The 23,410-nt window shown below is 67.2% G+C and carries 17 protein-coding genes; 4 read left to right on the top strand and 13 right to left on the bottom strand.

The features are described from left to right. The 4 genes from leuS to IWX65_RS03175 form a co-directional block, all read right to left on the bottom strand. Window positions 1-2,499, bottom strand: a complete 2,499-nt coding sequence (leuS, locus tag IWX65_RS03190; RefSeq protein WP_196880991.1) for a leucine--tRNA ligase — start codon at window positions 2,497-2,499, stop codon at window positions 1-3. Between the two features lie 368 nt (window positions 2,500-2,867). Continuing rightward, window positions 2,868-4,382 (bottom strand): glycerol kinase GlpK, encoded by a 1,515-nt coding sequence (gene glpK, locus IWX65_RS03185; protein WP_196880990.1) that lies wholly within the window; start codon window positions 4,380-4,382, stop codon window positions 2,868-2,870. 72 nt (window positions 4,383-4,454) lie between these two features. Further along, window positions 4,455-5,198: an MIP/aquaporin family protein gene (locus IWX65_RS03180; protein WP_196880989.1), complete on the bottom strand. Its 744-nt coding sequence runs from the start codon at window positions 5,196-5,198 to the stop codon at window positions 4,455-4,457. A 133-nt stretch (window positions 5,199-5,331) separates the two neighbouring features. Then, on the bottom strand, window positions 5,332-7,080 hold the full coding sequence (locus IWX65_RS03175; RefSeq protein ID WP_196880988.1) for a glycerol-3-phosphate dehydrogenase/oxidase: 1,749 nt from the start codon (window positions 7,078-7,080) through the stop codon (window positions 5,332-5,334). A 111-nt stretch (window positions 7,081-7,191) separates the two neighbouring features. Here IWX65_RS03175 and IWX65_RS03170 point away from each other — a divergent pair, with 111 nt between their 5' ends. The 4 genes from IWX65_RS03170 to IWX65_RS03155 all read left to right on the top strand — a co-directional run bounded on the left by IWX65_RS03170 (window position 7,192) and on the right by IWX65_RS03155 (window position 11,798). Beyond that, complete coding sequence (locus IWX65_RS03170; protein WP_196880987.1) at window positions 7,192-8,184, top strand: sugar-binding domain-containing protein; 993 nt, start codon at window positions 7,192-7,194, stop codon at window positions 8,182-8,184. Window positions 8,185-8,863: 679 nt separating this feature from the next. Continuing rightward, the gene (locus IWX65_RS03165; protein WP_196880986.1) at window positions 8,864-9,694 is read left to right on the top strand and encodes an aldo/keto reductase; all 831 of its coding nucleotides are present in this window, start codon (window positions 8,864-8,866) and stop codon (window positions 9,692-9,694) included. Continuing rightward, the gene (locus tag IWX65_RS03160; RefSeq protein ID WP_196880985.1) at window positions 9,694-10,722 is read left to right on the top strand and encodes an alpha/beta fold hydrolase; all 1,029 of its coding nucleotides are present in this window, start codon (window positions 9,694-9,696) and stop codon (window positions 10,720-10,722) included. Before IWX65_RS03165 ends, IWX65_RS03160 begins: the two co-directional genes overlap by 1 nt. Beyond that, on the top strand, window positions 10,719-11,798 hold the full coding sequence (locus IWX65_RS03155) for a glycosyltransferase family 4 protein (RefSeq protein WP_196880984.1): 1,080 nt from the start codon (window positions 10,719-10,721) through the stop codon (window positions 11,796-11,798). The genes IWX65_RS03160 and IWX65_RS03155 overlap by 4 nt, the downstream gene beginning before the upstream one ends. 60 nt (window positions 11,799-11,858) lie before the next feature. Here IWX65_RS03155 and IWX65_RS03150 read toward each other — a convergent pair whose 3' ends face one another. The 9 genes from IWX65_RS03150 to carA all read right to left on the bottom strand — a co-directional run bounded on the left by IWX65_RS03150 (window position 11,859) and on the right by carA (window position 23,402). Next, the gene (locus IWX65_RS03150) at window positions 11,859-14,015 is read right to left on the bottom strand and encodes a primosomal protein N' (protein WP_196880983.1); all 2,157 of its coding nucleotides are present in this window, start codon (window positions 14,013-14,015) and stop codon (window positions 11,859-11,861) included. A 52-nt stretch (window positions 14,016-14,067) separates the two neighbouring features. Next, window positions 14,068-15,279, bottom strand: a complete 1,212-nt coding sequence (gene metK / locus IWX65_RS03145; RefSeq protein WP_334683608.1) for a methionine adenosyltransferase — start codon at window positions 15,277-15,279, stop codon at window positions 14,068-14,070. 74 nt (window positions 15,280-15,353) lie between these two features. Further along, window positions 15,354-16,571, bottom strand: coding sequence for a bifunctional phosphopantothenoylcysteine decarboxylase/phosphopantothenate--cysteine ligase CoaBC (coaBC, locus tag IWX65_RS03140; RefSeq protein ID WP_196880982.1), 1,218 nt, complete (start codon window positions 16,569-16,571; stop codon window positions 15,354-15,356). Window positions 16,572-16,605: 34 nt separating this feature from the next. Next, on the bottom strand, window positions 16,606-16,866 hold the full coding sequence (gene rpoZ, locus IWX65_RS03135) for a DNA-directed RNA polymerase subunit omega (RefSeq protein ID WP_026533320.1): 261 nt from the start codon (window positions 16,864-16,866) through the stop codon (window positions 16,606-16,608). A 43-nt stretch (window positions 16,867-16,909) separates the two neighbouring features. After that, a complete protein-coding gene (gene gmk / locus IWX65_RS03130; RefSeq protein WP_196880981.1) occupies window positions 16,910-17,479 on the bottom strand; it encodes a guanylate kinase in 570 nt (189 codons plus the stop codon). Window positions 17,480-17,489: 10 nt separating this feature from the next. Beyond that, window positions 17,490-17,828: an integration host factor, actinobacterial type gene (gene mihF, locus IWX65_RS03125; RefSeq protein WP_196880980.1), complete on the bottom strand. Its 339-nt coding sequence runs from the start codon at window positions 17,826-17,828 to the stop codon at window positions 17,490-17,492. A 99-nt stretch (window positions 17,829-17,927) separates the two neighbouring features. Further along, window positions 17,928-18,884: an orotidine-5'-phosphate decarboxylase gene (gene pyrF / locus IWX65_RS03120; protein ID WP_196880979.1), complete on the bottom strand. Its 957-nt coding sequence runs from the start codon at window positions 18,882-18,884 to the stop codon at window positions 17,928-17,930. Next, the gene (carB, locus tag IWX65_RS03115; protein ID WP_196880978.1) at window positions 18,874-22,200 is read right to left on the bottom strand and encodes a carbamoyl-phosphate synthase large subunit; all 3,327 of its coding nucleotides are present in this window, start codon (window positions 22,198-22,200) and stop codon (window positions 18,874-18,876) included. The genes pyrF and carB overlap by 11 nt, the downstream gene beginning before the upstream one ends. After that, window positions 22,200-23,402 (bottom strand): glutamine-hydrolyzing carbamoyl-phosphate synthase small subunit, encoded by a 1,203-nt coding sequence (gene carA, locus IWX65_RS03110; protein ID WP_196881086.1) that lies wholly within the window; start codon window positions 23,400-23,402, stop codon window positions 22,200-22,202. Before carA ends, carB begins: the two co-directional genes overlap by 1 nt. Between the last annotated feature and the right edge of the window lie 8 nt (window positions 23,403-23,410).

Genomic DNA, 23,410 nt, shown 5'->3' with positions numbered 1-23,410 from the left:
TCAGTTCGGAACGATGTTGACCAGTTTGGGTGCCCGCACGATCACCGTGCGGATGCTCCGTCCGTCGAGGATCCTGGTGACCGGTTCGCTCCCGAGAGCCAGGGTCCGCAGCTCGTCCTCGGAGATGTCCGGAGACACTTCCAGCCGGTCCCGGACCTTGCCCTGCACCTGGACCACTGCCACTACGGTGTTCTGGGTCAGCAGGTTCCCGTCGACGGCGGGCCAACCGGCGGTGGCGACCGTCGCGCTGCGGCCCAGCCGGCTCCACAGGTCCTCGGCCGTGTACGGCGCGAAAAGACTGAGCAGGACGGCCACGGCTTCAGCGGCTTCGCGGACCGCAGGGTCCGCGCCGCCGGGACCGGAGTCGATGGCCTTGCGCGTGGCATTGACCAGTTCCATCAGCTTCGCGACCACCACGTTGAACTTGTTGGCATTCATGAGTTCGGCGGCGTCGGCCACCGTTCGGTGGGTGATGGAGCGGAGCTCCCGGTTGCCGGACGCGGGATCGGCTCCGGGCTCACTCGTCACGTCGGCTCCGAGGCGCCATGCGCGGGCGAGGAACTTCGCCGAGCCCGACGGCGAAACATCCGCCCAGTCGACGTCGTCCTCGGGAGGGGAAGCGAACACCATGGTGAGCCGGATGGCGTCGACACCGTACCGGTCGAGCTGCTCGCTCAGGTCGACACCGTTGCCCAGCGATTTGCTCATCGCCTTTCCCCCGTTGAGCACCTGACCCTGGTTCAGGAGCGCGGCGAAGGGCTCGGTGAAGTCGACCATTCCCAGGTCGTACAGAACTTTGGTGAAGAACCTGCTGTACAGCAGGTGCAGGATCGCGTGTTCCACGCCGCCGACGTACTGGCCGACGGGCAGCCACTTGTTGACGGCATCGGTGTCGAAGGGTGCCGTCTCGAGGTCAGGTGAAAGGAAGCGCAGGTAGTACCAGGACGAGTCGACGAAGGTGTCCATCGTGTCGGTGTCCCTCTTGGCCGCCCCGCCGCACGAGGGGCACGGAACGTTGACCCACTCCTCCACCGCTGCCAGGGGGGACGTGCCCTTCGGGGAGAGGTCCTCACCGCGCAGATTCTCAGGCAACCGGACGGGCAGCTGGTCATCGGGGACCGGGACCTCACCGCAGGACGGGCAGTGGATGATCGGGATGGGCGTACCCCAGAACCGCTGCCGGGACAACAGCCAGTCGCGCAGGCGGTAGTTGATGGTGCGCTCACCCGTACCCTGCGCGGCCACCAGCTCGATGGCCCTGGCGATCGCTGCGTCCTTGTCCAGGCCGCTCAGTTCTCCGGAGTTCACGAGGGTTCCCTCGCCGGTGGTCGCGACACCGCTCACGGCCGCGTCCTCTGCGCCGGTGTCGACGACGGTGCGGACAGGAAGGTCGAAACGGCGGGCGAAGTCGAGGTCGCGCTGGTCATGCGCCGGAACAGCCATGATGGCGCCCGTGCCGTAGTCGGCCAGGACGTAGTCCGCGGCCCAGACGGGCAGTTTCTCGCCATTCAATGGATTGACGGCGTACCGGCCGGTGAAGACGCCGGTCTTTTCCCGCTCGGTGGCCTGGCGCTCGATCTCGGACAGCGCCTTGACCTCCTCGCGGTAGGCCTCCAGCTCACCGCGCTTGTCCGGGGTGACCAGGTCCAGCGCCAGCGGCGCATCGGCTGCCACCACGAAGAAGGTTGCCCCGTACAGGGTATCCGGGCGGGTCGTGAAGACTTCCACCTGGTGGCCGACCTGACCGTCCACGGGCTCGATGGCGAAGCTGACGTGCGCGCCCTCGGAGCGTCCGATCCAGTTGCGCTGCATCGCCAGGACGCGCTCGGGCCAGTGGCCCTTGAGCTGCTCCATGTCATCCAGCAGGCGGTCCGCGTAATCCGTGATCTTGAAGTACCACTGATTCAGGTCCTTCTTGGTCACGAGGGTCCCGCAGCGGTCGCAGGCTCCGTTGATGACCTGCTCGTTCGCCAGGACGGTCTGGTCCTTCGGGCACCAGTTCACCGGTGAATTGCGGCGGTACGCGAGGCCCTTCTGGAAGAACCGGACGAAGAGCCACTGCGTCCACCGGTAGTACTCGGGGTCCGAGGTGTGGATCCTCCGGGACCAGTCGACGCTGATGGCATAGCGCCGAAACGAGTTGGCCTGCGTCTCGATGTTCGCGTAGGTCCACTCGGCGGGGTGGGCGTTCCGCTTGATGGCCGCGTTCTCGGCCGGCAGACCGAAGGAGTCCCACCCGATGGGGTGCAGGACATCGAAGCCCTGCTGGCGGTAGTAACGCGCCGCGACGTCCCCCATCGCGAAAGCCTCGGCGTGGCCCATGTGGAGATCCCCCGAAGGGTAGGGAAACATGTCGAGCACGTAGCGGCGCTTCCGGACGCCGTCATCGGCCGGCCGGAAGGGTTGGAGTTCCTCCCACACTGCGGGCCATCGCGCTTCGATGGCAGCGGCGTCGTAGGTGTTCTCGTTCGGCTGCGCGGCCTCGGGGTGGGTGCTCACTGGGTATCGCCCTGTCCTGTTCGAAGAAACGTTCAAAGTGCGTGGTGCGGCTTGCCGCCGTTGCTGCGGCGGGCGCGTTCGGGATTACAGTCCGGCCGGACACACAAAAGCCCCTCACACATGGAGGGGCCGCCGCACGGTTGGAACCGGGCGGCTAGGTAAGGAGGAGCTCGTGCGGCAGAGAAACAAGCATGGAAACACCTTAGCAGTGTCCCTGACCGGACCCTTCTGAGCCGATGACGCCAGCCGCTGACCAGGTTACTGACACCAGCCACTGACAAGGCCACTTACGCCAGGCCGCCCGGTTCGTTCCCCTGCAGGGAACGAACCGGGCAGCCGGCAGGTGAGGGACGCGGCGGCAGTACGTGTTACTGGACGTCCTCGTCGACCCAGTCGAACGTCCGCGTGACAGCCTTCTTCCACAGGCGCAGCTGGCGGTCCCGTTCGCCTTCATCCATCGAGGGGCTCCAGCGCTTGTCCTCGGACCAGTTCGACGTCAGCTCTCCGAGGTCGTTCCAGAATCCGACGGCGAGTCCCGCTGCGTACGCGGCTCCCAGGGCCGTCGTCTCGATCACCTTGGGGCGGACGACGTCGACCCCGAGGATATCAGCCTGGAACTGCATGAGCTCGTCGTTGGCGACCATGCCGCCGTCGACCCTCAGGTCCTTCAGCGGAACACCGGAATCGGCGTTGACGGCGTCGAGCACCTCGCGGGTCTGGAAAGCCGTGGCTTCCAGTGCTGCCCGCGCGATGTGGCCCTTGTTGACGAACCGTGTCATTCCGACGATGGCGCCCCGGGCGTCGGGACGCCAGTAGGGTGCGAAAAGGCCCGAGAAGGCCGGCACGATGTACACGCCGCCGTTGTCCTCCACGCTGCGCGCCAGTTCCTCGACCTCGGGAGCACTCTTGATGATGCCGAGGTTGTCTCGAAGCCACTGGATCAGTGAACCGGTGACCGCGATCGAACCTTCAAGGGCGTAGACCGGCTTGTTGTTCCCGAGGCGGTACGCCACGGTGGTCAGCAGGCCGTTCTCCGAGCGGACGATCTCCTCGCCCGTATTGAAGATGAGAAAGCAGCCCGTGCCGTAGGTGTTCTTGGCGCCACCCTGACCGAACGCGGCCTGACCGAACGTCGCTGCCTGCTGGTCGCCGAGGATGCCGGCAACCGGCACTTCGCGCAGCAGCTGTGAACCGTGAACCGTGCCGTAGACCTCGGACGAGGACTTGATCTCGGGCATCATCGACACCGGGACGCCGAAGTCCGCGAGGATGCCCTCGTCCCACGACAGTGTTTCGAGGTCCATGAACAGCGTGCGCGAGGCGTTGGTGACATCGGTGATGTGGACACCGCCGTCGGTGCCTCCCGTCAGGTTCCAGGTGACCCACGAATCGGTGTTGCCGAAGAGCAGGTCACCGGCTTCGGCTTTCTGCCGGGCGCCGTCGACGTTGTCGAGGATCCACTTGATCTTCGTTCCCGAGAAGTAGGTGGCGAGGGGCAGCCCTACCTTGGCCTTGTAACGCTCGACCCCGCCGTCCTTCGCAAGCTCGTCCACGATGTTCTGCGTCCGGGTGTCCTGCCAGACGATGGCGTTGTAGACCGCCTTGCCGGTGGTCCTGTCCCACACCACGGCAGTCTCACGCTGGTTCGTGATGCCGACGGCGGCAATGTCGTGGCGGGTCAGGTTCGCCTTGGACAGGGCGTTGCCGATCACCTCACGCGTGTTGTTCCAGATCTCGGCGGGGTCGTGCTCGACCCAGCCGGCCCGCGGGAAAATCTGTTCGTGTTCCTTCTGGCCCGAGGAAACGATGTCCCCGTGGTGATCGAAGATGATGGCGCGGCTCGACGTGGTTCCTTGGTCGATGGCGATAACGTACTGCGACATGTCCTACTCCTTTGTTGAATGTCGGTGGTCCTGCAGGCGCCCTGCGGCGCCGTTTCGTTGGCTGGGCTGGTACTAGGCGGGAAGCGGGAAGTCGACGAGCTGGATGGCTAGTCCGGCAAGGATGCCGCCGATGATCGGTCCCACGATCGGCACCCACGCGTAGCCCCAATCGCTGCCGCCCTTGCCTTTGATGGGCAGGAAGGCGTGGGCGATACGCGGGCCGAGGTCGCGGTTCGGGTTGATCGCGTACCCGGTGGGCCCGCCGAGCGACGCGCCGATTCCGACGACGAGCAGCGCAACCGCGAGCGGCCCGAGCCCCGAGGGGGTGTTGCCGAAGGACAGGATGACGAACACCAGCACGAACGTTCCGATGACCTCCGTGACGACGTTCCAGCCTGCGGAGCGGATAGCCGGGCCCGTGGCGAAGACACCCAGCTTGTTCGCGGGATCCGGCTCTTCATCGAAGTGCTGTTTGTAGGCCAGCCAGCACGCAACGGCTCCGAGGATGGAGCCCAGCATCTGCGCTGCAAGGTAGCCCATGGCGTTCATGAAGGACTTGTCGACACCGCCCGCGAACTCGGCGGTGTCACCGTTGACCCAGAGGCCTACCGTCACCGCGAAGTTCAGGTGGGCACCGGACAGGGCCGCCACATAGACACCGGCGAAGACCGCAAGGCCCCAGCCGAAGTTGACCATCAGAAAGCCGCCGTTGTTGCCTTTGGTTCGAGCCAGGGCAACGTTGGCGACGACGCCGGTACCCAGCAACAACAGCAGGAACGTACCGAACGTTTCAGCGATAAATACTTCAAGAGACATCTTTGACTCCTCTGTCTATTCATTTATTGACGGCACCGCCGCCTCGACGGCACCGTTGGTTCCCCCCGGCAAGCACTGCCGATGGCCCTGCGACCGCTGTTTGCATCAACGGCCCGATCACGAAGGGAAGGCCCTACGCGATCAAACTTTCCACCTGCACCCCGTGCGACTGGGCGAGGACCCTTGCGGCCCGGTGGATCTCCTCGGCTGTCTCCGCTTCGTCCCAGCCGAGTAACGGCGCGAGGGCCTGCGCGAGTTCGGTGAGTAGCTCAGCCGTTACAAGCCCGCGGAAAGCGAGCGAGGTGCGCCGGATCAGGATGTCGACGAGGTGGCCGACCTGCTCGCGCTCCACCATGTAGGCCACCTCACGCCCGCTGAGTTCCCTGGTGGAACTGAACAGCGTTTCGGGCTCTACGGCGAGGAAGTCGAGAACTTCATCCGCCCGGGTACCGTAGCGGGTCAGGAGGACCTGGACCCTTGCCTCGTCGATTCCGGGACGGACGGCCTTTTGGATCCAGTCGCGCTCCTCGTCCCCGCTCCTCGGGAAGTCCTTTCCTCCGCCGATCGCCACACCTGCTGTCGATGTGGACCGCTGTTTCCCGAGTGCGGCGAGTGCATCATCGGCCAGATGCTCCGACAGGGCACGGAACGTGGTCCATTTGCCACCGACGAGGCTGAGCGTGGTGACCTTCCGGCTCCCCCGCGTCTCCTCGCGCTTCTCGATGCGGTAGTCCCGCGAGACGAAGCCGGGCTGGGTGTCGTCGTGACGGGGAAGCGGACGGACACCGGAGAAGCTGTAGACGATGTTCTCCTGGGCGACCTTGATGTCCGGGAAGACATGCCCGATCAGCTCGAAGAAATACGCGATCTCCTCGTCGGTACAGACCGCCTGCTCGTTGATGTCGACGTCGATGTCGGTGGTACCCACGAGGACGCGGTCACCCATCGGATAGATGAGCACGATGCGCCCGTCGACGTGCTCGAAGAAGATCTCGGTTCCGTTGCACGCCTCGAGCAGTTCGGGGTGGTCCAGCACGATGTGCGAGCCCTTGGTGCCGCCCATGAAGAGGGTCTCGGCGCCCAGCGCGGCATTTGTGCCGTCGGTCCAGGCGCCCGTGGCGTTCACGACGACGTCGGCCTGGAACGGAAAGGTCTCGCCGCTCAGTTCGTCGCGGAGCAGGACACCCTCCTCGCCGTTGCCGATGGCGCTCACGTAGTTGGCGGCGCGTGCAGCGGAATTCGCGATCTGGCCGTCCCTCAGCACGTCCAGGGTGAGCCGCTCGGGGTTGTGGACCGATGCGTCGTAGTAGGTGGCCGCATACTTGACGTCCTTGCGGAGTTGGGGCATCGCTGCGAGGGCCTTTTTCCTCCCGACGAACGAGTGCCGGGGCACGTTGCCGCCATCGCGCGAGAAGAAGTCATACATCGTGAGGCCGGCCTTGATGAGGACCGCACCGCGCTCCACCTGCTTGCCTTGCCGATGCGTCAGGAAGCGCAGAGGGGCGGAGAGGATTCCCGAGAACGTCGTGTAGATGGGGATGGTGGTCTGGAGCGGCTTCACGTAGTGCGGTGCGATCTTCATCAGGGCGTTGCGCTCGACGACGGACTCGCGGACGAGGCGGAATTCCCCGTTCTCCAGGTAGCGGATACCACCGTGGATCATATGGGACGATGCCCCGGATGCGCCCTGGCAGTAGTCGCCGCGCTCCACGAGAGCGACGTCGATGCCCTGCAGCGCGAGGTCCCGGAAGGTTCCGACTCCGTTGATGCCGCCTCCGATGATGAGCACCGAGGCACGGGGGGTGTTCTTCAGTCGCTGCACCCCGGCGCGGGGCTGGGGTGGAGCGCCATTCCCGTTGGTGCGGTCGGCGGAATTCCTCAATGCACTTCTCCATAACTGATCGGACCACGTGGCTGTTGCCCATTCTTCTGACCGGTGGGAATAATAGTCAACCGAATTGCACAAACGTGCAGAGGCGCGGAGACTGGAAGAATGACGGCCACCGACGACGACGCCGGACCCCCGGTCCCCGCTGCCTCCGGATACCGCTCGCGGGATGCCCTCCGTGCCGCGCAGATGTACTACCTGCAGGACCTGACGATGAACGCCATCGCCCGGGAGCTGGGGACTTCGCGCTCCACCGTGTCCAGGCTGCTGTCGATGGCGAGGGAGACGGGCCTGGTGCAGATTCAGGTCAATAACCCGACCGAGCGGGCACCGGTGCTTGAGCAGCACATCCGGCGCCGGTTCGGTGTCGAGGCGCACGTTGTTCCGGTCGTAGACACTGTGAGCGATTCCGAGGCGCTCGAGCGCGTGGCCATCCAGGCAGCACGGACTATCGGGCCGCTCGTCGACTCCAACGCCATCATCGGCGTGGCCTGGGGCTCCACACTGAGCGCCGTGAGCCACCACCTGACCCGGAAACTCACGCATGACAGTGCAATCGTGCAGCTGAACGGCGCGGGAAACACGCAGACCACCGGTATCAGCTACGCCAGTGAGATCCTGCGCCGGTTCGGTCAGGCGTACGGTGCACGCGTCGAGCAGTTCCCTGTTCCCGCTTTCTTCGACCATGCTGAGACCAAGACGGCCATGTGGAACGAGCGCAGCGTCCGGCGCATCCTCGACCTGCAGCGCCGCATGACCATGGCCATCTTCGGTGTCGGCTCGATGGGCGCAGGCGTCCCCAGCCACGTGTACAGCGGCGGTTACCTCGACGCCGGTGACCTCGAGCAGCTCGAGCGGGACCGTGTGGTGGGCGATATCGCCACCATGTTCTACCGGGCGGATGGCACTCACCGGGACATCCTCCTCAACGGGCGCAGCACCGGGCCGGACCTCACGCTGCTGAAGAAGGTCCAACGGCGGATCTGCGTCGTGTCCGGCGAATCGAAGATCCATGGACTCCGGGGAGCGCTCGCCGCGGGACTCGCAACGGACCTGATCCTTGACGAGGGCTCGGCCCGTCGGCTGATGCATTCCTGAGCGAGCGCCGGGAGAGTTCCGCTGATTCACCGAACCGGCGTCGTTCCTGGCACCGCCGCCGGAGACGGACTGGAGCTACCCAGGGCATCCAGCACGGCGTCGAGGTTCTCCGTTACCGGACAGACGGCGTCGAGTCCCACGCGTGCTCGAAGGTCCGCCCGCCGAACGGGGTAAAAGTCCCGAGGATCCAGTGGATGGAGAAGACCGGCATGCCGAGTTCTCGACCGAGGACTTCGGCCAGGGTGCTTTCCCCCGTGCCCGGTACGCCTGTGATGATGAGCTGAGCCGGCGATCGTCCCGGAGCAGCCGCTTCGAATACGGCGGGTAGGCGCGGTGACAGGTCGGTAGGTACGAGTGGGTGAAGCCAGGTGGAAAGAATTCGATGCGACGCCCGCTCGGAGACGGTACAGCTGAGGACATCGATGGAACCGTCCCTGTTGCGCAGCTACGCCCGATCGGTATGCCCGAGCGGTATGTCCGGCGCTTTCGAGGAGGGAGACGGTCAACGGTGCGTAAGCGGGCGCCCGATCGAGGGTTCTCTGGACGTAGTCGACGGGGTGAATGGCATCGGCGAACCCTGGATCGAGCGCTGTGGCGCTGCCAGAACCCCACCCTGGATCGACCAATCAACCGAACCGACCACGCAGAGGGTGAAGCTGCTTCTCGGTAGAGTTCCACTATGCAACGCGCTCCGAAAATCAAGCTCAACAACGGCTCCGGGATCGACGCCGTCGGCTACGGCGTGTACAAGGTGCCGCCGGATCAGACCGCTGTGCTGTGTACGACGGCGATCGACGCCGGATACCGCACACTGGACACCGCGGCGCTCTACGGGAACGAAGTAGGCGTCGGGCAGGCTGTACGGCAGGCAGCGGACACCGTGGGACGCCCGGAGCTCTTCGTGACGACGAAGGTCTGGAACAGCGATCACGGCTACGACGCAACGCTGCGTGCCTTCGAGGAATCCCTGAGCCGTCTGGGGCTCGACTACGTGGACCTGTACCTCATCCACTGGCCGTGCCCGGAGCGCGCACTGTACGGGGAGACATACCGCGCGCTCGAACAGCTGCACCGGGACGGCCGCGTGCGCGGAATCGGTGTGTCGAACTTCCAGCAGGCGCACCTCGAGCGGCTGCTGGAGAACGCAACAGTCGTGCCGGCCGTCAACCAGGTGGAGCTCCACCCCTACCTCCAACAACATGGGCTGCGGAAGTTCCACGACGCCCACTCGATCGCGACGCAGGCCTGGAGCCCCCTCGGCCGGGGCGCCGTCCTCGAGGATCCGGTCATCTCGGGAATCGCCGCCGAGTGCGGGCGCACGCCCGCCCAGGTGATCCTGCGTTGGCACTACGAAACCGGCAACCTCACCATCCCGAAGGCGAGCAGTGCCGACCGCATTGCGGGAAACCTGGACATCTTCGGTTTCGAGCTCGACGCCGGACACAGAGCCGCCATCGGGCAGTTGGACCGCGGCCAGCGGTTCGGCTCCCATCCGGATCAGGTGAATTGATGGCGGCCGGATCGGGCACCGCCGACGGCGCCGTCCGCACAGAAAGGCCCGCCGTCGTCCGTACCATCCCGTGGAACGGAGTACTCCAGTGCTACTGGGATTTCCCGCCGGCTGACGCCGCGGCCGACGGCACCGCCCCGGCCATTTTTATGGTCCACGGATTCCGGGGGGACCATCACGGGCTGCTCCGCATTGTCGAAGCCCTCCCACGGAACCGCATCATCGTGCCGGATCTCCCCGGCTTCGGTCAGTCCGGGCAGCTCGACGGCGCGCACACCACCGAGGCCTACTCGCGTTTCGTGGAGCACAGCCTTGGCGTGCTTGCGCTCGGGCCGTCCACAGTGCTCCTCGGGCATTCCTTCGGTTCGATCGTGGCAGCCGACTTCGCCGCGAGGCATCCCGGAAGAGTTGCCGCCCTCGTGCTGGTCAACCCCATCTGCGCTCCAGCCCTCGAGGGGCCCAGCCGCCTGGCGTCCAAAGCCGCCGAGCTTTACTACGTTGCAGCCGCGCACCTGCCCGAGGCCGGGGGCAGGGCGCTCCTTGCCAATCCGCTGATCGTGCGGCTCATGAGCGTCTTTCTGGCCAAGACCCGGGCTCCCGAGGTGCGCCGCTACATCCACGCGCAGCACTCCGCCCACTTCAGCTCTTTCGCGTCGCGGCGCGTGGTACTCGAGGCGTTCCGTGCCTCCATCTCGGGTACCGTCCGGGACAGCGCGGCGGGCCTGCGAATGCCGGTCCTCCTGATCGCCGCCGAGCTCGACGACATCGGTTCCGTCGAGGGCCAGCGCAGACTCGCCGCCCTCATTCCCTCCTCGACCCTGTCGATCCTTCCCGGTGTGGGGCATCTCATCCACTATGAGAAGCCCGGCGAGGCAGCTCAGCTCATCACCGAATTCCTCGCGGGTGTCCCGGCCGTAGGGCCGGCTGCTGAGCAGGATCCCGGACGGGCCACCAGCACTTCCGCCGGCCACGCCGTCGGGCCTTCCCCCGGTCCACCGGCACACTCGCCCGCGGAGCCGGCCAAATGAGGATCCTGATCGATGCCCGGTTCACCCGGACCGATCACCACGACGGCATCAGCCGTTACGGAGCGAGCCTCATCGCCGCCGTCGCCGGGCTCGCGGACGTGACGATGCTCATCAGCGACGAGCGGCAGCTCGCCCTGCTGCCCGACGTCCCCCATGTCCTGATGGGAAGTCCGCTCTCCCCCGCCGAGGTCTTCCTCGCCCGGGAGATCAACCGACTGGCGCCCGACGTCGTCTTCAGTCCGATGCAGACCATGGGGTCGTGGGGGCGGAAGTATGCGCTGGTCCTGACGCTTCACGACCTCATCTACTACCAGAACCGCACCCCGCCGTCATTCCTTCCTCTTCCCGTACGCGTGCTGTGGCGGCTCTACCACCTTGGGTACTGGCCACAGCGCCTCCTGCTGAACCGTGCGGACGTCGTGGCGACCATCTCGGACACCACGGCCTCACTCATGGCCCGTCACCGTCTCACACGACGCCCCGTCCGGGTTGTCGGAAACGCTCCGCAGGCGTCCGCCGTCTCCCGGCCGCCGGGCGGAGAACCTGAGAGGTCCCTTCTCTACATGGGATCCTTCATGCCCTACAAGAACGTCGAGACCGTGATCGCGGGTATGGCCGGGCTGCAGGGCTACACCCTGCACCTGCTGAGCCGGGTTTCAGCCGGCCGCAGGGCGGAACTCGAGCAGCTGATCCCGCAGGGAGCCGCCGTCGTCTTCCATGACGGCGTGAGCGACGACGAATACGACGCCCTGCTCGCCAGGGCCACTGCGCTCGTGACGCTGTCCAGGGCGGAGGGTTACGGCCTGCCGGTGATCGAGGCGATGGCCGCGGGAACCCCCGTCGTCGCGGCGGACACGCCGATCTTCCGGGAGGTGGGCGGTAGTGCAGCAATTCTGGTCGACCCGGACGATCCTGCGGCGTTCACTGCCGCGATCCGGGCGCTCGGCGACCATGACCGGTGGGACCGCGCCGCGACCGAGGGGAGGGCACGCGCCGCGGCCTACTCCTGGGAGCGCTCGGCACGCCAGCTCCTCGATGCCGCTGAGGAGGCCCTCCGCCTGCATCGGGAGCGGTGACCGCAGGGCCGCCCGGGACGATGGAGGATGTCGGAAGGCATCAGGGGATGTCAGGGGATGTCAGAGGATGTCGACGGCATCGCAGCGGATGTGCACCGGCTCGCTCGTGCGCTTGGCGGACAGCTCGACCCGCCGCGCCCGCAATCCGGCCACGGCAGCCGCGGCGTTCCGGTAGGAGAAGAAGAGCAGCAGCCGGTGTCCGCCGGTTCCCGACAGGGAGCCCGGGTCGGCCTCCACCGGCCTCCCTCCTCCGGCCGGCACCGGAACAGGCCCGGCGCGGCGCACGAACAGCTGCAGATCGATTCCCTCCACGAACGCCGCGAGGCTCTCCCTGCTGCCCGTCAGGGCCGCGTACCGCACCGACGGTGGAAGCCCGAGTTCCTTCCGGAGCGTCAACTCCCTCGAGGCAGCACCCATCGGGTCCCATCGGACGAGGTGGCCGATCGTGGCGTCGTCGTCCCCGGTGGCCACTACGAGCCCGCCCTGGTCGGCAGGTCGGGCAAGGACCGCCGCGGTGAACCATTTCCGGAGTGCGTCCTCGCCTGCGCGCAGTGATTCGCGGCTCAGCAGCGCAGTGCCGTCGAGCAGGATCACCGCCGAGTAGCCGTTGGCGGCAAGCGGCTCGGCACCCGGCGTCGCGACGACGACGGCGGGCACATCAGGCACGGTGTCGACGATGTGCTCGCCCGCTGAGGACACCACGGGAACCCCGGGGAAGGCTCGTCCCAGTTCCTCCGCCGTGCGCGTGGCACCCGACACGGTGGCCCGGATCCGACCACTGCCGCAGTGCGGGCAACGCCAGGAAGGATCCGGGCGTCCGCACCACCGGCAGGACAACGGTCCGCCGCGGCTCAGCTGGGCCAGCGGACCCGTGCACGCGGCGCATCGCGCAGGGTTCCTGCACTGTTCGCAGGCGGTGGCGGGCGAGAATCCCGTCCGCGCGACCTGCAGCAGCACCGGCCCTTTCCTCAACCCCTCCTGGGCTGCCTTCCAGGCGGCATGCGGGATGCGGGCCTGGGCTGCGAGGGGATCCCGCTCCACCTGGAAGGCGTCGGTGGCATGCTGCACGCGCGGGGTGCTGCGCCGTATCTCGGGGCGGCCGGGGTGGATGGACCGCGCCCAGCCGCCGTCGACCAGCCGCTGCGCCTCCGTGCTCCGCGCCACCGAGGCGAGGAGTACCGCCGCATGCTCCTGCTCGGCGCGCAGCAGCACGACGTCCCGTACGTGGTGGTAGGGGGCGCGCTGCTCGAGGTGGAGGTCGTCGCCGTCGTCCCACAGGCAGATGAGGCCGAGATCCGGCACTGGTGCGTAGGCCGCCGATCGCGTACCCACCGCCACGCGGGCCTGCCCATGGAGCAGTCGCAGGAAGTTGCGGTAGCGCGGCGTGGGGCCGTCCTCCCCGGTCAGGCGCGCCACGATGTCGGGACCGAAGCGGTCCGCCAGCGCCGCTTCCACGCGGGCCAGGTCGCGCTGGTCAGGAACGACGACGACGGCGCCGCGGCCTGAAGTCACCGTCGCGGCGACCGCGTCGGTCACCTCCTCCGGCCAGGCCCGCGGCCCGTACCCTCCCACCGATGTGAGGACAGCGCGCGGTGACTCCCCCGCCGCAAGGTGCAGGAGGAACGCCTCGCCGTTCTCATAGCGGCTGAAACTGCCCGATCCGGCCCGGCTGCTCGGGGGGCTCCCGCCTTCGGGGACGGGCCTTCGGCCGGCGGTCGCAGGGGCGGGGTGCGCGCCGGATACTTCAGGACCGGCCGGGGCGAACTGGTCGGGGTCGAATTCCTGGTCCACCCGCGCGGCCCGCGGCGGGATGGCCAGCCGAAGGACGTCGCTGACCAGCCCGGCCGAACGCGCGGCGACAGCGCGGGCCAGCGTGAGGATCTCCGGCGTCAGGACCGGCTGGCCGGACACCACCGAGCCCAGCGGCTGGAGGGTGGCGCTGGTGGAGGAGGAGGCGGACCGCTGCGCCACGTAGCCCGTGTGCTCGCGCCCGGCGAAGCGGACCTTCACTCGGACTCCGGGGCGGGCCACGGCATCGAGGTCGGCCGGCACGAAGTAATCGAAAAGCCGGTCCAGGTGTGGCAACGGCGAGTCGAGGATGACCTGCGCGATCGGATTCACCGCGGCAGCACCGGGAACGCCCTGCGGAAGTTTGGGGACCCCGAAGCCGTGCAGCAGGGACAGCTGCATCCCCCCGGTGTCCGCACTGCCGCTCATGTCCTGCTCACCCTGCGCTCCTCGGGGACGACCGGCCGGTCGGGCTGGCCTGTCAAGCGTTGAAATAGCTCCGAAGCTTGTCGACGCGGTCGGTCAGCTCCCAGCGAAAGCCTTCGTCCTCGCGTCCGAAGTGCCCGTGGGCTGCCGTCTTCTGGTAGATGGGGCGCTTGAGGTCGAGCGCGTCGATGATGCCGAGCGGCCGGAGGTCGAAGATCTCCCGGACGGCGGTTCCGATCGCTGCCGGATCGACCGTCTCCGTGCCGAAGGTCTCGACGTAGATCCCCACTGGCTGGGCCATGCCGATCGCATAGGCGATCTGGATCTCGGCGCGGCGCGCCAACCCGGCTGCCACCACGTTCTTCGCTACCCAGCGCATCGCGTACGCAGCCGACCGGTCGACCTTCGAGGGGTCCTTGCCGCTGAAGGCCCCTCCGCCGTGACGCGCCATTCCACCGTAGGTGTCCACGATGATCTTCCGCCCGGTCAGGCCCGCGTCCCCCACGGGGCCACCGATCACGAACTCGCCGCCCGGGTTGAGGATGTGCCGGACACTCGAGGTATCGAGGTCCGTCGTCTGCAGGACGGGCTCGATGACGAAGGTGACGAGGTCGGCTCGCAGCTGTTCGAGTGATACCCCGGCCGCGTGCTGGGAGGAGATGACGATGGAGTCGACCGACACGGGGATATCGCCGTCGTAGCCGATGGTGACCTGGGTTTTGCCGTCGGGCCGCAGGTCCGGCAACGTGCCGTCCTTCCGTACCGCGGTCAGCCGCTCCGAGAGGCGGTGTGCAAGCCAGATGGGGGTGGGCATCAAGACGGGTGTTTCGTCACTGGCGTAGCCGAACATGATGCCCTGGTCCCCTGCACCCTGGGCGTCGTACGGGTCAGATCCCGTTCCTTCGCGGGTTTCGAGTGACCGGAACACTCCGGAGGCAATTTCAGGGGACTGCTGTCCGATGGAGACGGAGACCCCGCAGCGTGCACCGTCGAAACCGTTGGCCGATGAGTCGTAGCCGATGCCGAGAATGGTCTGCCGGACGATTTCCGGGATCTCGACGTAGGCCTCGGTGGTCACCTCGCCCGCAACGTGGACGAGCCCCGTGGTGACGAGGGTTTCTACGGCGACCCGGGAATCGGGGTCCTGTTTCAGCAGCCCGTCGAGGATGGCGTCGCTGATCTGGTCGCAGATCTTGTCGGGGTGACCCTCGGTCACGGATTCGGAGGTGAAAAGCCGCAGGGCGGGGATGGGCGTTGCTGGATTCACGTGCCCACTCTACTTGGTTGGAGGAGCGGTTCCGGGCCGTGGTGCCTGCGGGAGGCAACTGTTACGGGGCGGTCTCAGCCGACGAGGATCCGGGTGATCCGCGCCACGACGGCGTCGGCGACATCCCGCTTCGAGCCGCTCACCGGCGCCGATTCGCTGCCGTCGGAGCCGAGGATCACGACAGCGCTGGCGTCCTCGCCGAAAACCCGGCCCTGCCCGACGTCGTTGAGCACCAGGAGGTCGCAACCCTTCCGCAGAAGCTTGGCGCGCGCGTGGGCAAGGGGATCGCCGTCGGCGTCACCTGTTTCGGCAGCGAAGCCCACGATCACGGCGGGCCCGCCGGCAGCCCGGCGGCGCTCCACCGACTCCTTGAGGATGTCGGGATTGCGCACCAACGAAATGACGGGGTCGACGCCGTCGTCGCCCTTCTTGATCTTCGAGGTCATGACGTCGGCCGGCCGGAAATCGGCAACCGCCGCGGCCATGATGAGGACGTCGGAAGCCGGTAGCGCGGCGAGGACTGCAGACCTCAGTTCATGTGCGGTGCTGACCCGGGTCACCTGCAGGTCTGCCGGCACCGGCACCTCGAGGTGGGCTGCGATCAGGTGTACCTCGGCGCCGGCGGCGCGAGCTGCCTGGGCGAGGGCGATCCCCTGTTTCCCGGAGGACCGGTTGCCGAGGAACCGCACCGGGTCCAGCGGTTCCCGGGTACCACCGGCGGTAATGGTCACGGTGCGGCCTGTGAGTTCGTCGGTAGCGGCGTGGGAGGCACCGCACACCCCCAGGGCGGCTGCGAAGATCTCCGCCGGTTCGGGTAGCCGTCCAGGCCCTGAATCGGCACCGGTCAACCGGCCCGACGCCGGTTCCATCACTGTGACACCGCGGGATCGCAGGGTTGCCACATTGGCCTGTGTCGCCGTATGCCGCCACATCTCGGTGTGCATCGCGGGGGCGAAGAACACAGGGCCACTCGCCATCAGCAGCGTGCCGGTCAGCAGGTCGTTCGCCAGGCCGGCGGCGGCACGGGCCAGGACGTCGGCGGTGGCCGGGGCGACGATGATGAGGTCGGCTTCGTGGCCGAGGCGCACGTGATTGACCCTGTCGACGTCGTCCCAGACGCTGTTGCTGACCGGGTTGCCGGACAGCGCCTCCCAGGTGGCCGTCCCGACGAAGCGGGTTGCCGCCTCCGTGGGGATGACGGTGACGCTGTGCCCTGCCTCGGTCAACAAACGAAGGAGGGACGCAGCCTTGTAGGCCGCGATCCCTCCTCCAACGCCGAGGACTATCCGCACTGGCGTCTGTTCTCCCGGTTCGACGCTGCCCGTACTACTCCGCCGCGTCCAGGGGGGCCGAGACGAGCATGCCCTCATTGATTTCACGCAGTGCGATCGACAGTGGCTTCTCGTTCAGCTTGGTGTCCACGAGGGGACCGACGTACTCGAACAGGCCCTCGTGGAGCTGTGAGTAGTAGGCGTTGATCTGGCGCGCGCGCTTCGCACCATAAATCACCAGGGCATACTTCGAGTCCGAGACCTCAAGGAGGGAGTCGATCGACGGGTTGATGATGCCTTCAGGCTGAGTTGACACAAAATCTCCAAAAAATAGCTGTTACCGGTCCCTGACCTGCGGTTTAGCGCTGGAGAGGGCGTAGTCCCATCAATGAAACGAGCTCGTCCGCCGCATGCTCGACACTGTCGTTGACCACGGTGTGGTCGAATTCAGGTTCGGCGGCAAGTTCCAGTTTAGCGGTTTCCAGGCGCTGCCGTTGTTCATCGGGCGTTTCGGTGCCCCGACCCACGAGCCGGCGGACCATCTCATCCCACGTGGGAGGTGCCAGGAAGACGAAATTCGCCTCGGGCATGCTCTCCTTGACCTGGCGGGCGCCCTGGAGATCGATCTCCAGCAGCACGGTCCTGCCCTCGTCCATGGCTTCCTGCACCGTGCGGCGCAGGGTTCCATAGCGGTTGCGGCCGTGGACGACCGCCCACTCGAGAAGCTCGCCGTTGCGGGCGAGGGCGTCGAATTCGTCCGCGGAGACGAAGAAGTAGTGCAGCCCATGGACTTCACCGGGCCGCGGGGGCCGGGTGGTGGCCGAAACCGACAGCCACACCTCGGGGTAGTTGTCCCGGATGTAGGTGGATACCGTGCCCTTGCCGACGGCAGTCGGGCCGGCCAGTACTGTCAGCCGGGGCTGCGTCACGAAGAGTTCCTTACTTACTGGCCGGGCCAGGGTGCTGTTGTTCGAGATGATTGACCAGTGCCTTGCGCTGGTGGATGCCGAGCCCGCGCACCCGGCGCGTGGCGGCGATGCCGACGTCGTTCATGATGGCGAGCGCACGCACGTCCCCTACACCGGGCAGGGCCTTGAGGAGATCGAGCACCTTCAGGCGTCCGACGGCGTCATCCCCCGAACTGCTGGCGATGACCTCCGCGACTGTCACTTTACCCGTTTTGAGCCGGACCTTCAGTTCCGCCCGGACGGCACGTGCGGCCGCCGCCTTCTCGCGCGCCTGCATCCGTTCGGAGTCGGTGAGGGGCTTGAGGGTCACGAGTGCTCCCTGCAGTAAGCGGACCGTCGGTGGGCACCGCAGGACCGCTGATCGAGTGGAATGGGCTTGAACTGAACCTATCGGTTCGGGTATCCCAAATCAATCCGCGGACGGGAGGGTTTCCAACTCGTGCGCGGCCTCCCTGGCAGCAGCCCGCAGTGCCTCGATGGTGGGACCCGCAGCCAGTACTGCACGGCTCGACGTCGGCACCACCAGGGCGAGGGCTTTCCCGAACGTCGCGGCGAGCTCCCGTGCGCCCGCACCCTGCGCGCCGACACCCGGAGCGAGGATCGGGCCGTTCAGGGCAGCGAGGTCCAGACCGAGCGCCTTCACCGCGGAACCGGCCGTCGCACCGACCACCAGGCCCACCGAACCGGGCGTGATCGACGCTTCGTGCGGGATGGAATTCTCCGCGGCCGCAGCCCGCGTGATCGCGAGGGCAACCGAGGCCGCTCCCCCTGCATGCTGGACCGAAGCACCCTCGGGGTTCGATGTCAGCGCGAGGACGAAGACACCCCGCCCGGTGGAGCGGGCGAGGTCAAGGGCAGGACGCAGTGACTCGAACCCGAGGTACGGGTTGAGCGTCACCGCGTCCGCCGCGAGCGGTGACCCATCAGCAAGCCATGCTTCGGCATACGCCGTCATGGTGGACCCGATGTCGCCGCGCTTGGCGTCGGCGATCGTCAGCGTGCCCTGATCGGCGGCACGCGCCAGCACCGTCTCGAGGACGGCGATGCCGCGGGAGCCGTGCCTTTCGTAGAGCGCGACCTGCGGCTTGACCGCGGCGGCCACCGGCCCGACGGCGTCGAGCACGCTCAGCGAGAAGCGCTCGAGCCCGGCCGCCGAGTCGTTCAGCCCCCAGGCCGCCAGCAGCGCCGGATGCGGGTCGATGCCCACGCAGAGGCTGCTCCGGGCAACCCTCGCACGCGCTAGGCGGACCCCGAAGGGCTCGCGGCCGGGAGTACGTCCGGGCTCGGCCGTGGCGCTGTTCCCGGGCTGGGCAGGCGGAGGCGCCACACCGGTTCCGGGCCGGGATGCCGCACCGCTAGCCGGCATTCCCGGCCTCCGCGAACGCGCGCAGCGTCGATTCCCGAAGGTTCGCCGCATGCTCCTGCAGGCTCGTCACCGACCATTCGAAGGACCGCATGGCCTCGATGGCCTGGACTGCGGCGCCGACCTCGGGGATCGTGGTGATGACCGGCAGTCCGTAGGACGTCGCCGCGGCACGGATTTCGTAGCCGTCACCGCGAGCCTGGCCCCCGGAAGGCGTGTTGATGATCATGTCGATGCCGCCGTCGGTGATGAGGTCCACCACGGTGCCTTCACCGTGCTCGCCGGTTCCCTCTGCCACCTTGCGCACCGTGGTGGCCTGGATGCCGTTGCGTCGCAGGACATCGGCTGTTCCCCCGGTGGACACGATCTCGAACCCGAGGTCCACGAGGCGTTTGACGGGCAGGATGATGGCGCGCTTGTCCCGGTTTGCGACCGACACGAAGACCTTCCCCTCGACGGGCAGCGCCGCGTTGGCAGCGGCCTGGCTCTTGGCGAAGGCTGTGTCGAAATACTTGTCGATGCCCATCACCTCGCCCGTGGAGCGCATCTCCGGCCCCAGCAGGGAGTCGACGACGGTGCCGTCGACGGTGCGGAACCGGCTGAACGGGAGCACTGCCTCCTTGACCGAGACGGGGGCGTCGAACGGAAGCGATCCGCCGTCGCCCTGGGCCGGCAGCAGGTGGTGCACGGCGCGGAGCTCGGCGATGCTCACTCCGGTTCCGATCAGGGCTGCTCCCTTGGCGAGCTGGACGCCGGTCGCCTTCGAGACGAATGGCACGGTGCGGGAGGCACGCGGGTTCGCCTCAAGGACGTAGAGGACGTCGGAGGCGAGGGCGAACTGGATGTTGATGAGCCCTCGCACTCCCACGCCCTCGGCGATGGCCAGCGTGGCCGTGCGGACCCGCTGCAGGACGTCCGCGCCGAGCGTAATGGGCGGAAGCACGCACGCGGAGTCGCCGGAGTGGATGCCGGCCTCCTCGATGTGCTCCATGATGCCGCCGAGATACATCTCGGTGCCGTCGTAGAGGGCGTCGACGTCGATCTCGATGGCGTCCTCGAGGAAGCGGTCGATCAGGACGGGGTGGGCCTCGGTGATTTCGGTGGCGTTGGCGATGTAGCGCGACAGGTTCGCCTCGTCGTAGACGATCTCCATGCCGCGTCCGCCGAGGACGTAGGACGGCCGGACCAGCACGGGGTACCCGATCTCGTCGGCAATCTTCTTGGAGTCCTCGAAGGACACCGCGGTGCCGTTCTTCGGCGCGATCAGCCCGGCGGCGTCGAGCACCCTGCTGAAGGCACCACGGTGCTCCGCGAGGTCGATGGCCTCGGGCGAGGTGCCGAGGATCGGGATGCCTGCGTCCGCGAGCTCCTGTGCCAGCTTGAGCGGGGTCTGGCCGCCGAGCTGCACGAACACGCCCAGCACCCCGCCCGTGCGCTCCTCCGCGGCGATGACCTCGAGCACGTCCTCGAGGGTCAGCGGTTCGAAGTAGAGCCGGGTGGAGATGTCGTAGTCGGTGGACACCGTTTCGGGGTTGCAGTTGACCATGACGGTCTCGTACCCGGCCTTGCGGAGCGCCAGGGTCGCGTGGACGCACGAGTAGTCGAACTCGATGCCCTGGCCGATCCGGTTCGGTCCGGAGCCGAGAATGAGAATCGACGGCTTCTCGTGCTGCGCAACCTCGTCCTCCTCGTCATAGGACGAGTAGTGGTAGGGCGTGTAGGCGGCGAACTCGGCGGCGCAGGTGTCGACGGTCTTGAAGACCGGCCGGACGCCGAGCGCGTGGCGTACACCCCGCACCACGGCTTCCGGCATGCGCCGGATAGCGCCGATCTGCTCGTCGGAGAAACCGTGGCGCTTGGCGGAGCGGAGGACGTCCTCCGTCAGCGCGCCAGCGTTCCGCACCTCTTCGGCGACCTCGTTGAGGAGCACCAGCTGGTCGAGGAACCAGGGGTCGATGCCGGTGGCGTCGTAGAGCTGTTCCACGCTCGCTCCGCCGAGCAGCGCCTGCTGGACCTGTGACAGGCGTTCAGTGGTGGGACGCCTGGCCGCTTCGACGAGGGCTGCGACGTCGCCCTCGGCGACCGGCTCGAAGACCAGCTGCGAGCCCTTCTGCTCGAGTGATCGCAGCGCTTTCTGCAGGGCCTCGGTGAAGTTCCGTCCCATGGCCATCGCCTCGCCCACCGACTTCATGGTGGTGGTCAGCGTGGGGTCCGCGGCGGGGAACTTCTCGAAGGCGAAGCGCGGAACCTTGACCACCACATAGTCCAGGGTCGGCTCGAACGAGGCCGGCGTCTTCTGCGTGATGTCGTTGGGGATCTCGTCGAGCGTATAGCCGAGGGAGAGCTTCGTGGCGATCTTCGCGATCGCGAAGCCGGTCGCCTTCGATGCGAGGGCCGAGGACCGCGAGACACGCGGGTTCATCTCGATGACGACGACGCGACCGGTGTCCGGTTCGATGGCGAACTGGATGTTGCAGCCGCCGGTATCGACGCCGACCTCGCGGATGACGGCGATGGAGATGTCCCGCAGCCGCTGGTACTCGCGGTCCGTGAGGGTCAGCGCGGGGGCCACCGTGATGGAGTCACCGGTGTGGACACCCACCGGGTCGAAGTTCTCGATGGAGCAGACCACCACCACGTTGTCGTTCTTGTCCCGCATCATCTCCAGTTCGTACTCCTTCCAGCCGAGGATGCTCTCCTCGAGGAGCACTTCGCTGGTGGGACTGTACTGGAGGCCCTGGCCGACGATGCGACGGAGGTCGCCCTCGTTGTAGGCAAGACCGGAGCCGAGCCCGCCCATGGTGAAGGATGGCCGGACCACCATCGGGTATCCGAGGTCCTCGGCGGCGATGAAGGCCTCGGCCAGGGTGTGGATGATCATGGAACGGGCCGACTCCGCACCGCAGCGCTCCACCACGCCCTTGAACTTCTCGCGGTCCTCGCCGAGCTCGATCGCGGCGATGTTCGCCCCGATGAGTTCCACGCCGAATTCCTCCAGGACGCCGTTCTTGTCGAGGGCGATGGCGGTGTTCAGCGCGGTCTGCCCGCCGAGGGTGGGGAGCAGCGCGTCGGGTCGCTCCTTCTCGATGATCTTCGCCACCACCTCGGGGGTGATCGGCTCCACATAGGTGGCGTCGGCGAACTCCGGATCGGTCATGATCGTGGCCGGGTTGGAGTTGACGAGGATGACCCTCAGGCCCTCCTCCTTCAGGACGCGCAGCGCCTGCGTTCCCGAGTAATCGAATTCGGCGGCCTGGCCGATCACGATGGGACCGGAGCCGATCACCAGGACACTTTTGAGGTCGGTTCTGCGGGGCATCAGTTGTCTTCCTGGGCGGGGAGCTGGTGGGTGCTGGTGGTGGCGAGCGAGACCGTGCTGGCATCGGTTCCGCCCGGGAAGTTCTTCTCCGCCGTCATGAGGTCGATGAAACGGTCGAAGAGGTACGCGGAGTCGTGGGGACCGGCTGCCGCTTCGGGGTGGTACTGCACGGAGAAGGCGGGCATGTCGAGGCAGGCAAGGCCCTCGACGACGTCGTCGTTGAGGCAGACGTGGCTGACCTCCACACGGCCGAAGCCGCCGTGCGGCGCGTCGACGGGACCGTCCAGGGGTGCATCGACGGCGAACCCGTGGTTGTGGGAGGTGATTTCCACCTTGCGCGTGCGGCGGTCCATGACCGGCTGGTTGATGCCGCGGTGTCCGTAACGGAGTTTGTAGGTTCCGAACCCGAGGGCCCTGCCCAGGATCTGGTTTCCGAAGCAGATGCCGAAGAAGGGGATGCGTGCTGAGAGGACCTCGCGCAGCAGCGCCACCTGCGTATCAGCGGTCGAGGGGTCACCTGGTCCGTTGGACAGGAAGACGCCGTCCGGCTCCACCGCCCGGATCTCCTCGAGGGTTGCCGCCGCGGGAAACACTACGGTGCGGACGCCGCGCTGTGCGAAGTGTCGAGGGGTCATGGCCTTGATGCCGAGGTCGAGCGCGGCGACGGTGAACAGCGGCTCGCCTTCCCAGCCGTGGTCCGACGGGTCCACTGTGTACTGCTCGGTCACACTTACTTCCTCAGCGAGCCGGGCGCCCTCCATCGGATCCTGGGCCAGCACCCGGTTCCGCAGCTCGGACTCGGCCAGGACGGCATCGGCTCCGGAGAAGATCCCGGCCCGCATCGCGCCGCGCTCGCGGAGGTGACGAGTGATGGCGCGGGTATCCACCCCCTCGATGCCGACCACGCCCTGGCTGCGCAGCTGGTCGTCCAGGCTCTGCTCGGACCGCCAGTTCGAGGGGCGCCGTGCTGCATCGCGGACGATGTAGCCCGCGACCCAGATCCGGCGCGATTCGGCGTCGTCGGCGTTGACGCCGGTGTTGCCGATGTGGGGGGCGGTCTGCACCACGAGCTGCCGCGCGTAGGAGGGGTCGGTGATGGTTTCCTGGTATCCGGTCATTCCGGTGGCGAAGACTGCTTCGCCGAACGCCGTGCCGGTGGCGCCGTAGCTGCGCCCGCGGAAGCATCGGCCGTCCTCCAGCATCAGCACGG

Source organism: Arthrobacter sp. CAN_A214 (genome assembly GCF_015751955.1).
Taxonomy (GTDB): domain Bacteria; phylum Actinomycetota; class Actinomycetes; order Actinomycetales; family Micrococcaceae; genus Arthrobacter_D.
This window is presented reverse-complemented; position numbering and strand designations above follow the sequence as displayed.

What these genes read in the sequence shown, in the direction of transcription:
- pyrF (WP_196880979.1), bottom strand. Translation starts at nt 18,884, where the DNA reads ATGCCGGCTAGCGGTGCGGCATCCCGGCCCGGAACCGGTGTGGCGCCT.
- carA (WP_196881086.1), bottom strand. Translation starts at nt 23,402, where the DNA reads ATGCTGGAGGACGGCCGATGCTTCCGCGGGCGCAGCTACGGCGCCACC.
- IWX65_RS03150 (WP_196880983.1), bottom strand. Translation starts at nt 14,015, where the DNA reads ATGAGCGGCAGTGCGGACACCGGGGGGATGCAGCTGTCCCTGCTGCAC.
- IWX65_RS03170 (WP_196880987.1), top strand. Translation starts at nt 7,192, where the DNA reads ATGACGGCCACCGACGACGACGCCGGACCCCCGGTCCCCGCTGCCTCC.
- carB (WP_196880978.1), bottom strand. Translation starts at nt 22,200, where the DNA reads ATGCCCCGCAGAACCGACCTCAAAAGTGTCCTGGTGATCGGCTCCGGT.
- IWX65_RS03165 (WP_196880986.1), top strand. Translation starts at nt 8,864, where the DNA reads ATGCAACGCGCTCCGAAAATCAAGCTCAACAACGGCTCCGGGATCGAC.
- IWX65_RS03155 (WP_196880984.1), top strand. Translation starts at nt 10,719, where the DNA reads ATGAGGATCCTGATCGATGCCCGGTTCACCCGGACCGATCACCACGAC.
- glpK (WP_196880990.1), bottom strand. Translation starts at nt 4,382, where the DNA reads ATGTCGCAGTACGTTATCGCCATCGACCAAGGAACCACGTCGAGCCGC.
- IWX65_RS03160 (WP_196880985.1), top strand. Translation starts at nt 9,694, where the DNA reads ATGGCGGCCGGATCGGGCACCGCCGACGGCGCCGTCCGCACAGAAAGG.
- IWX65_RS03180 (WP_196880989.1), bottom strand. Translation starts at nt 5,198, where the DNA reads ATGTCTCTTGAAGTATTTATCGCTGAAACGTTCGGTACGTTCCTGCTG.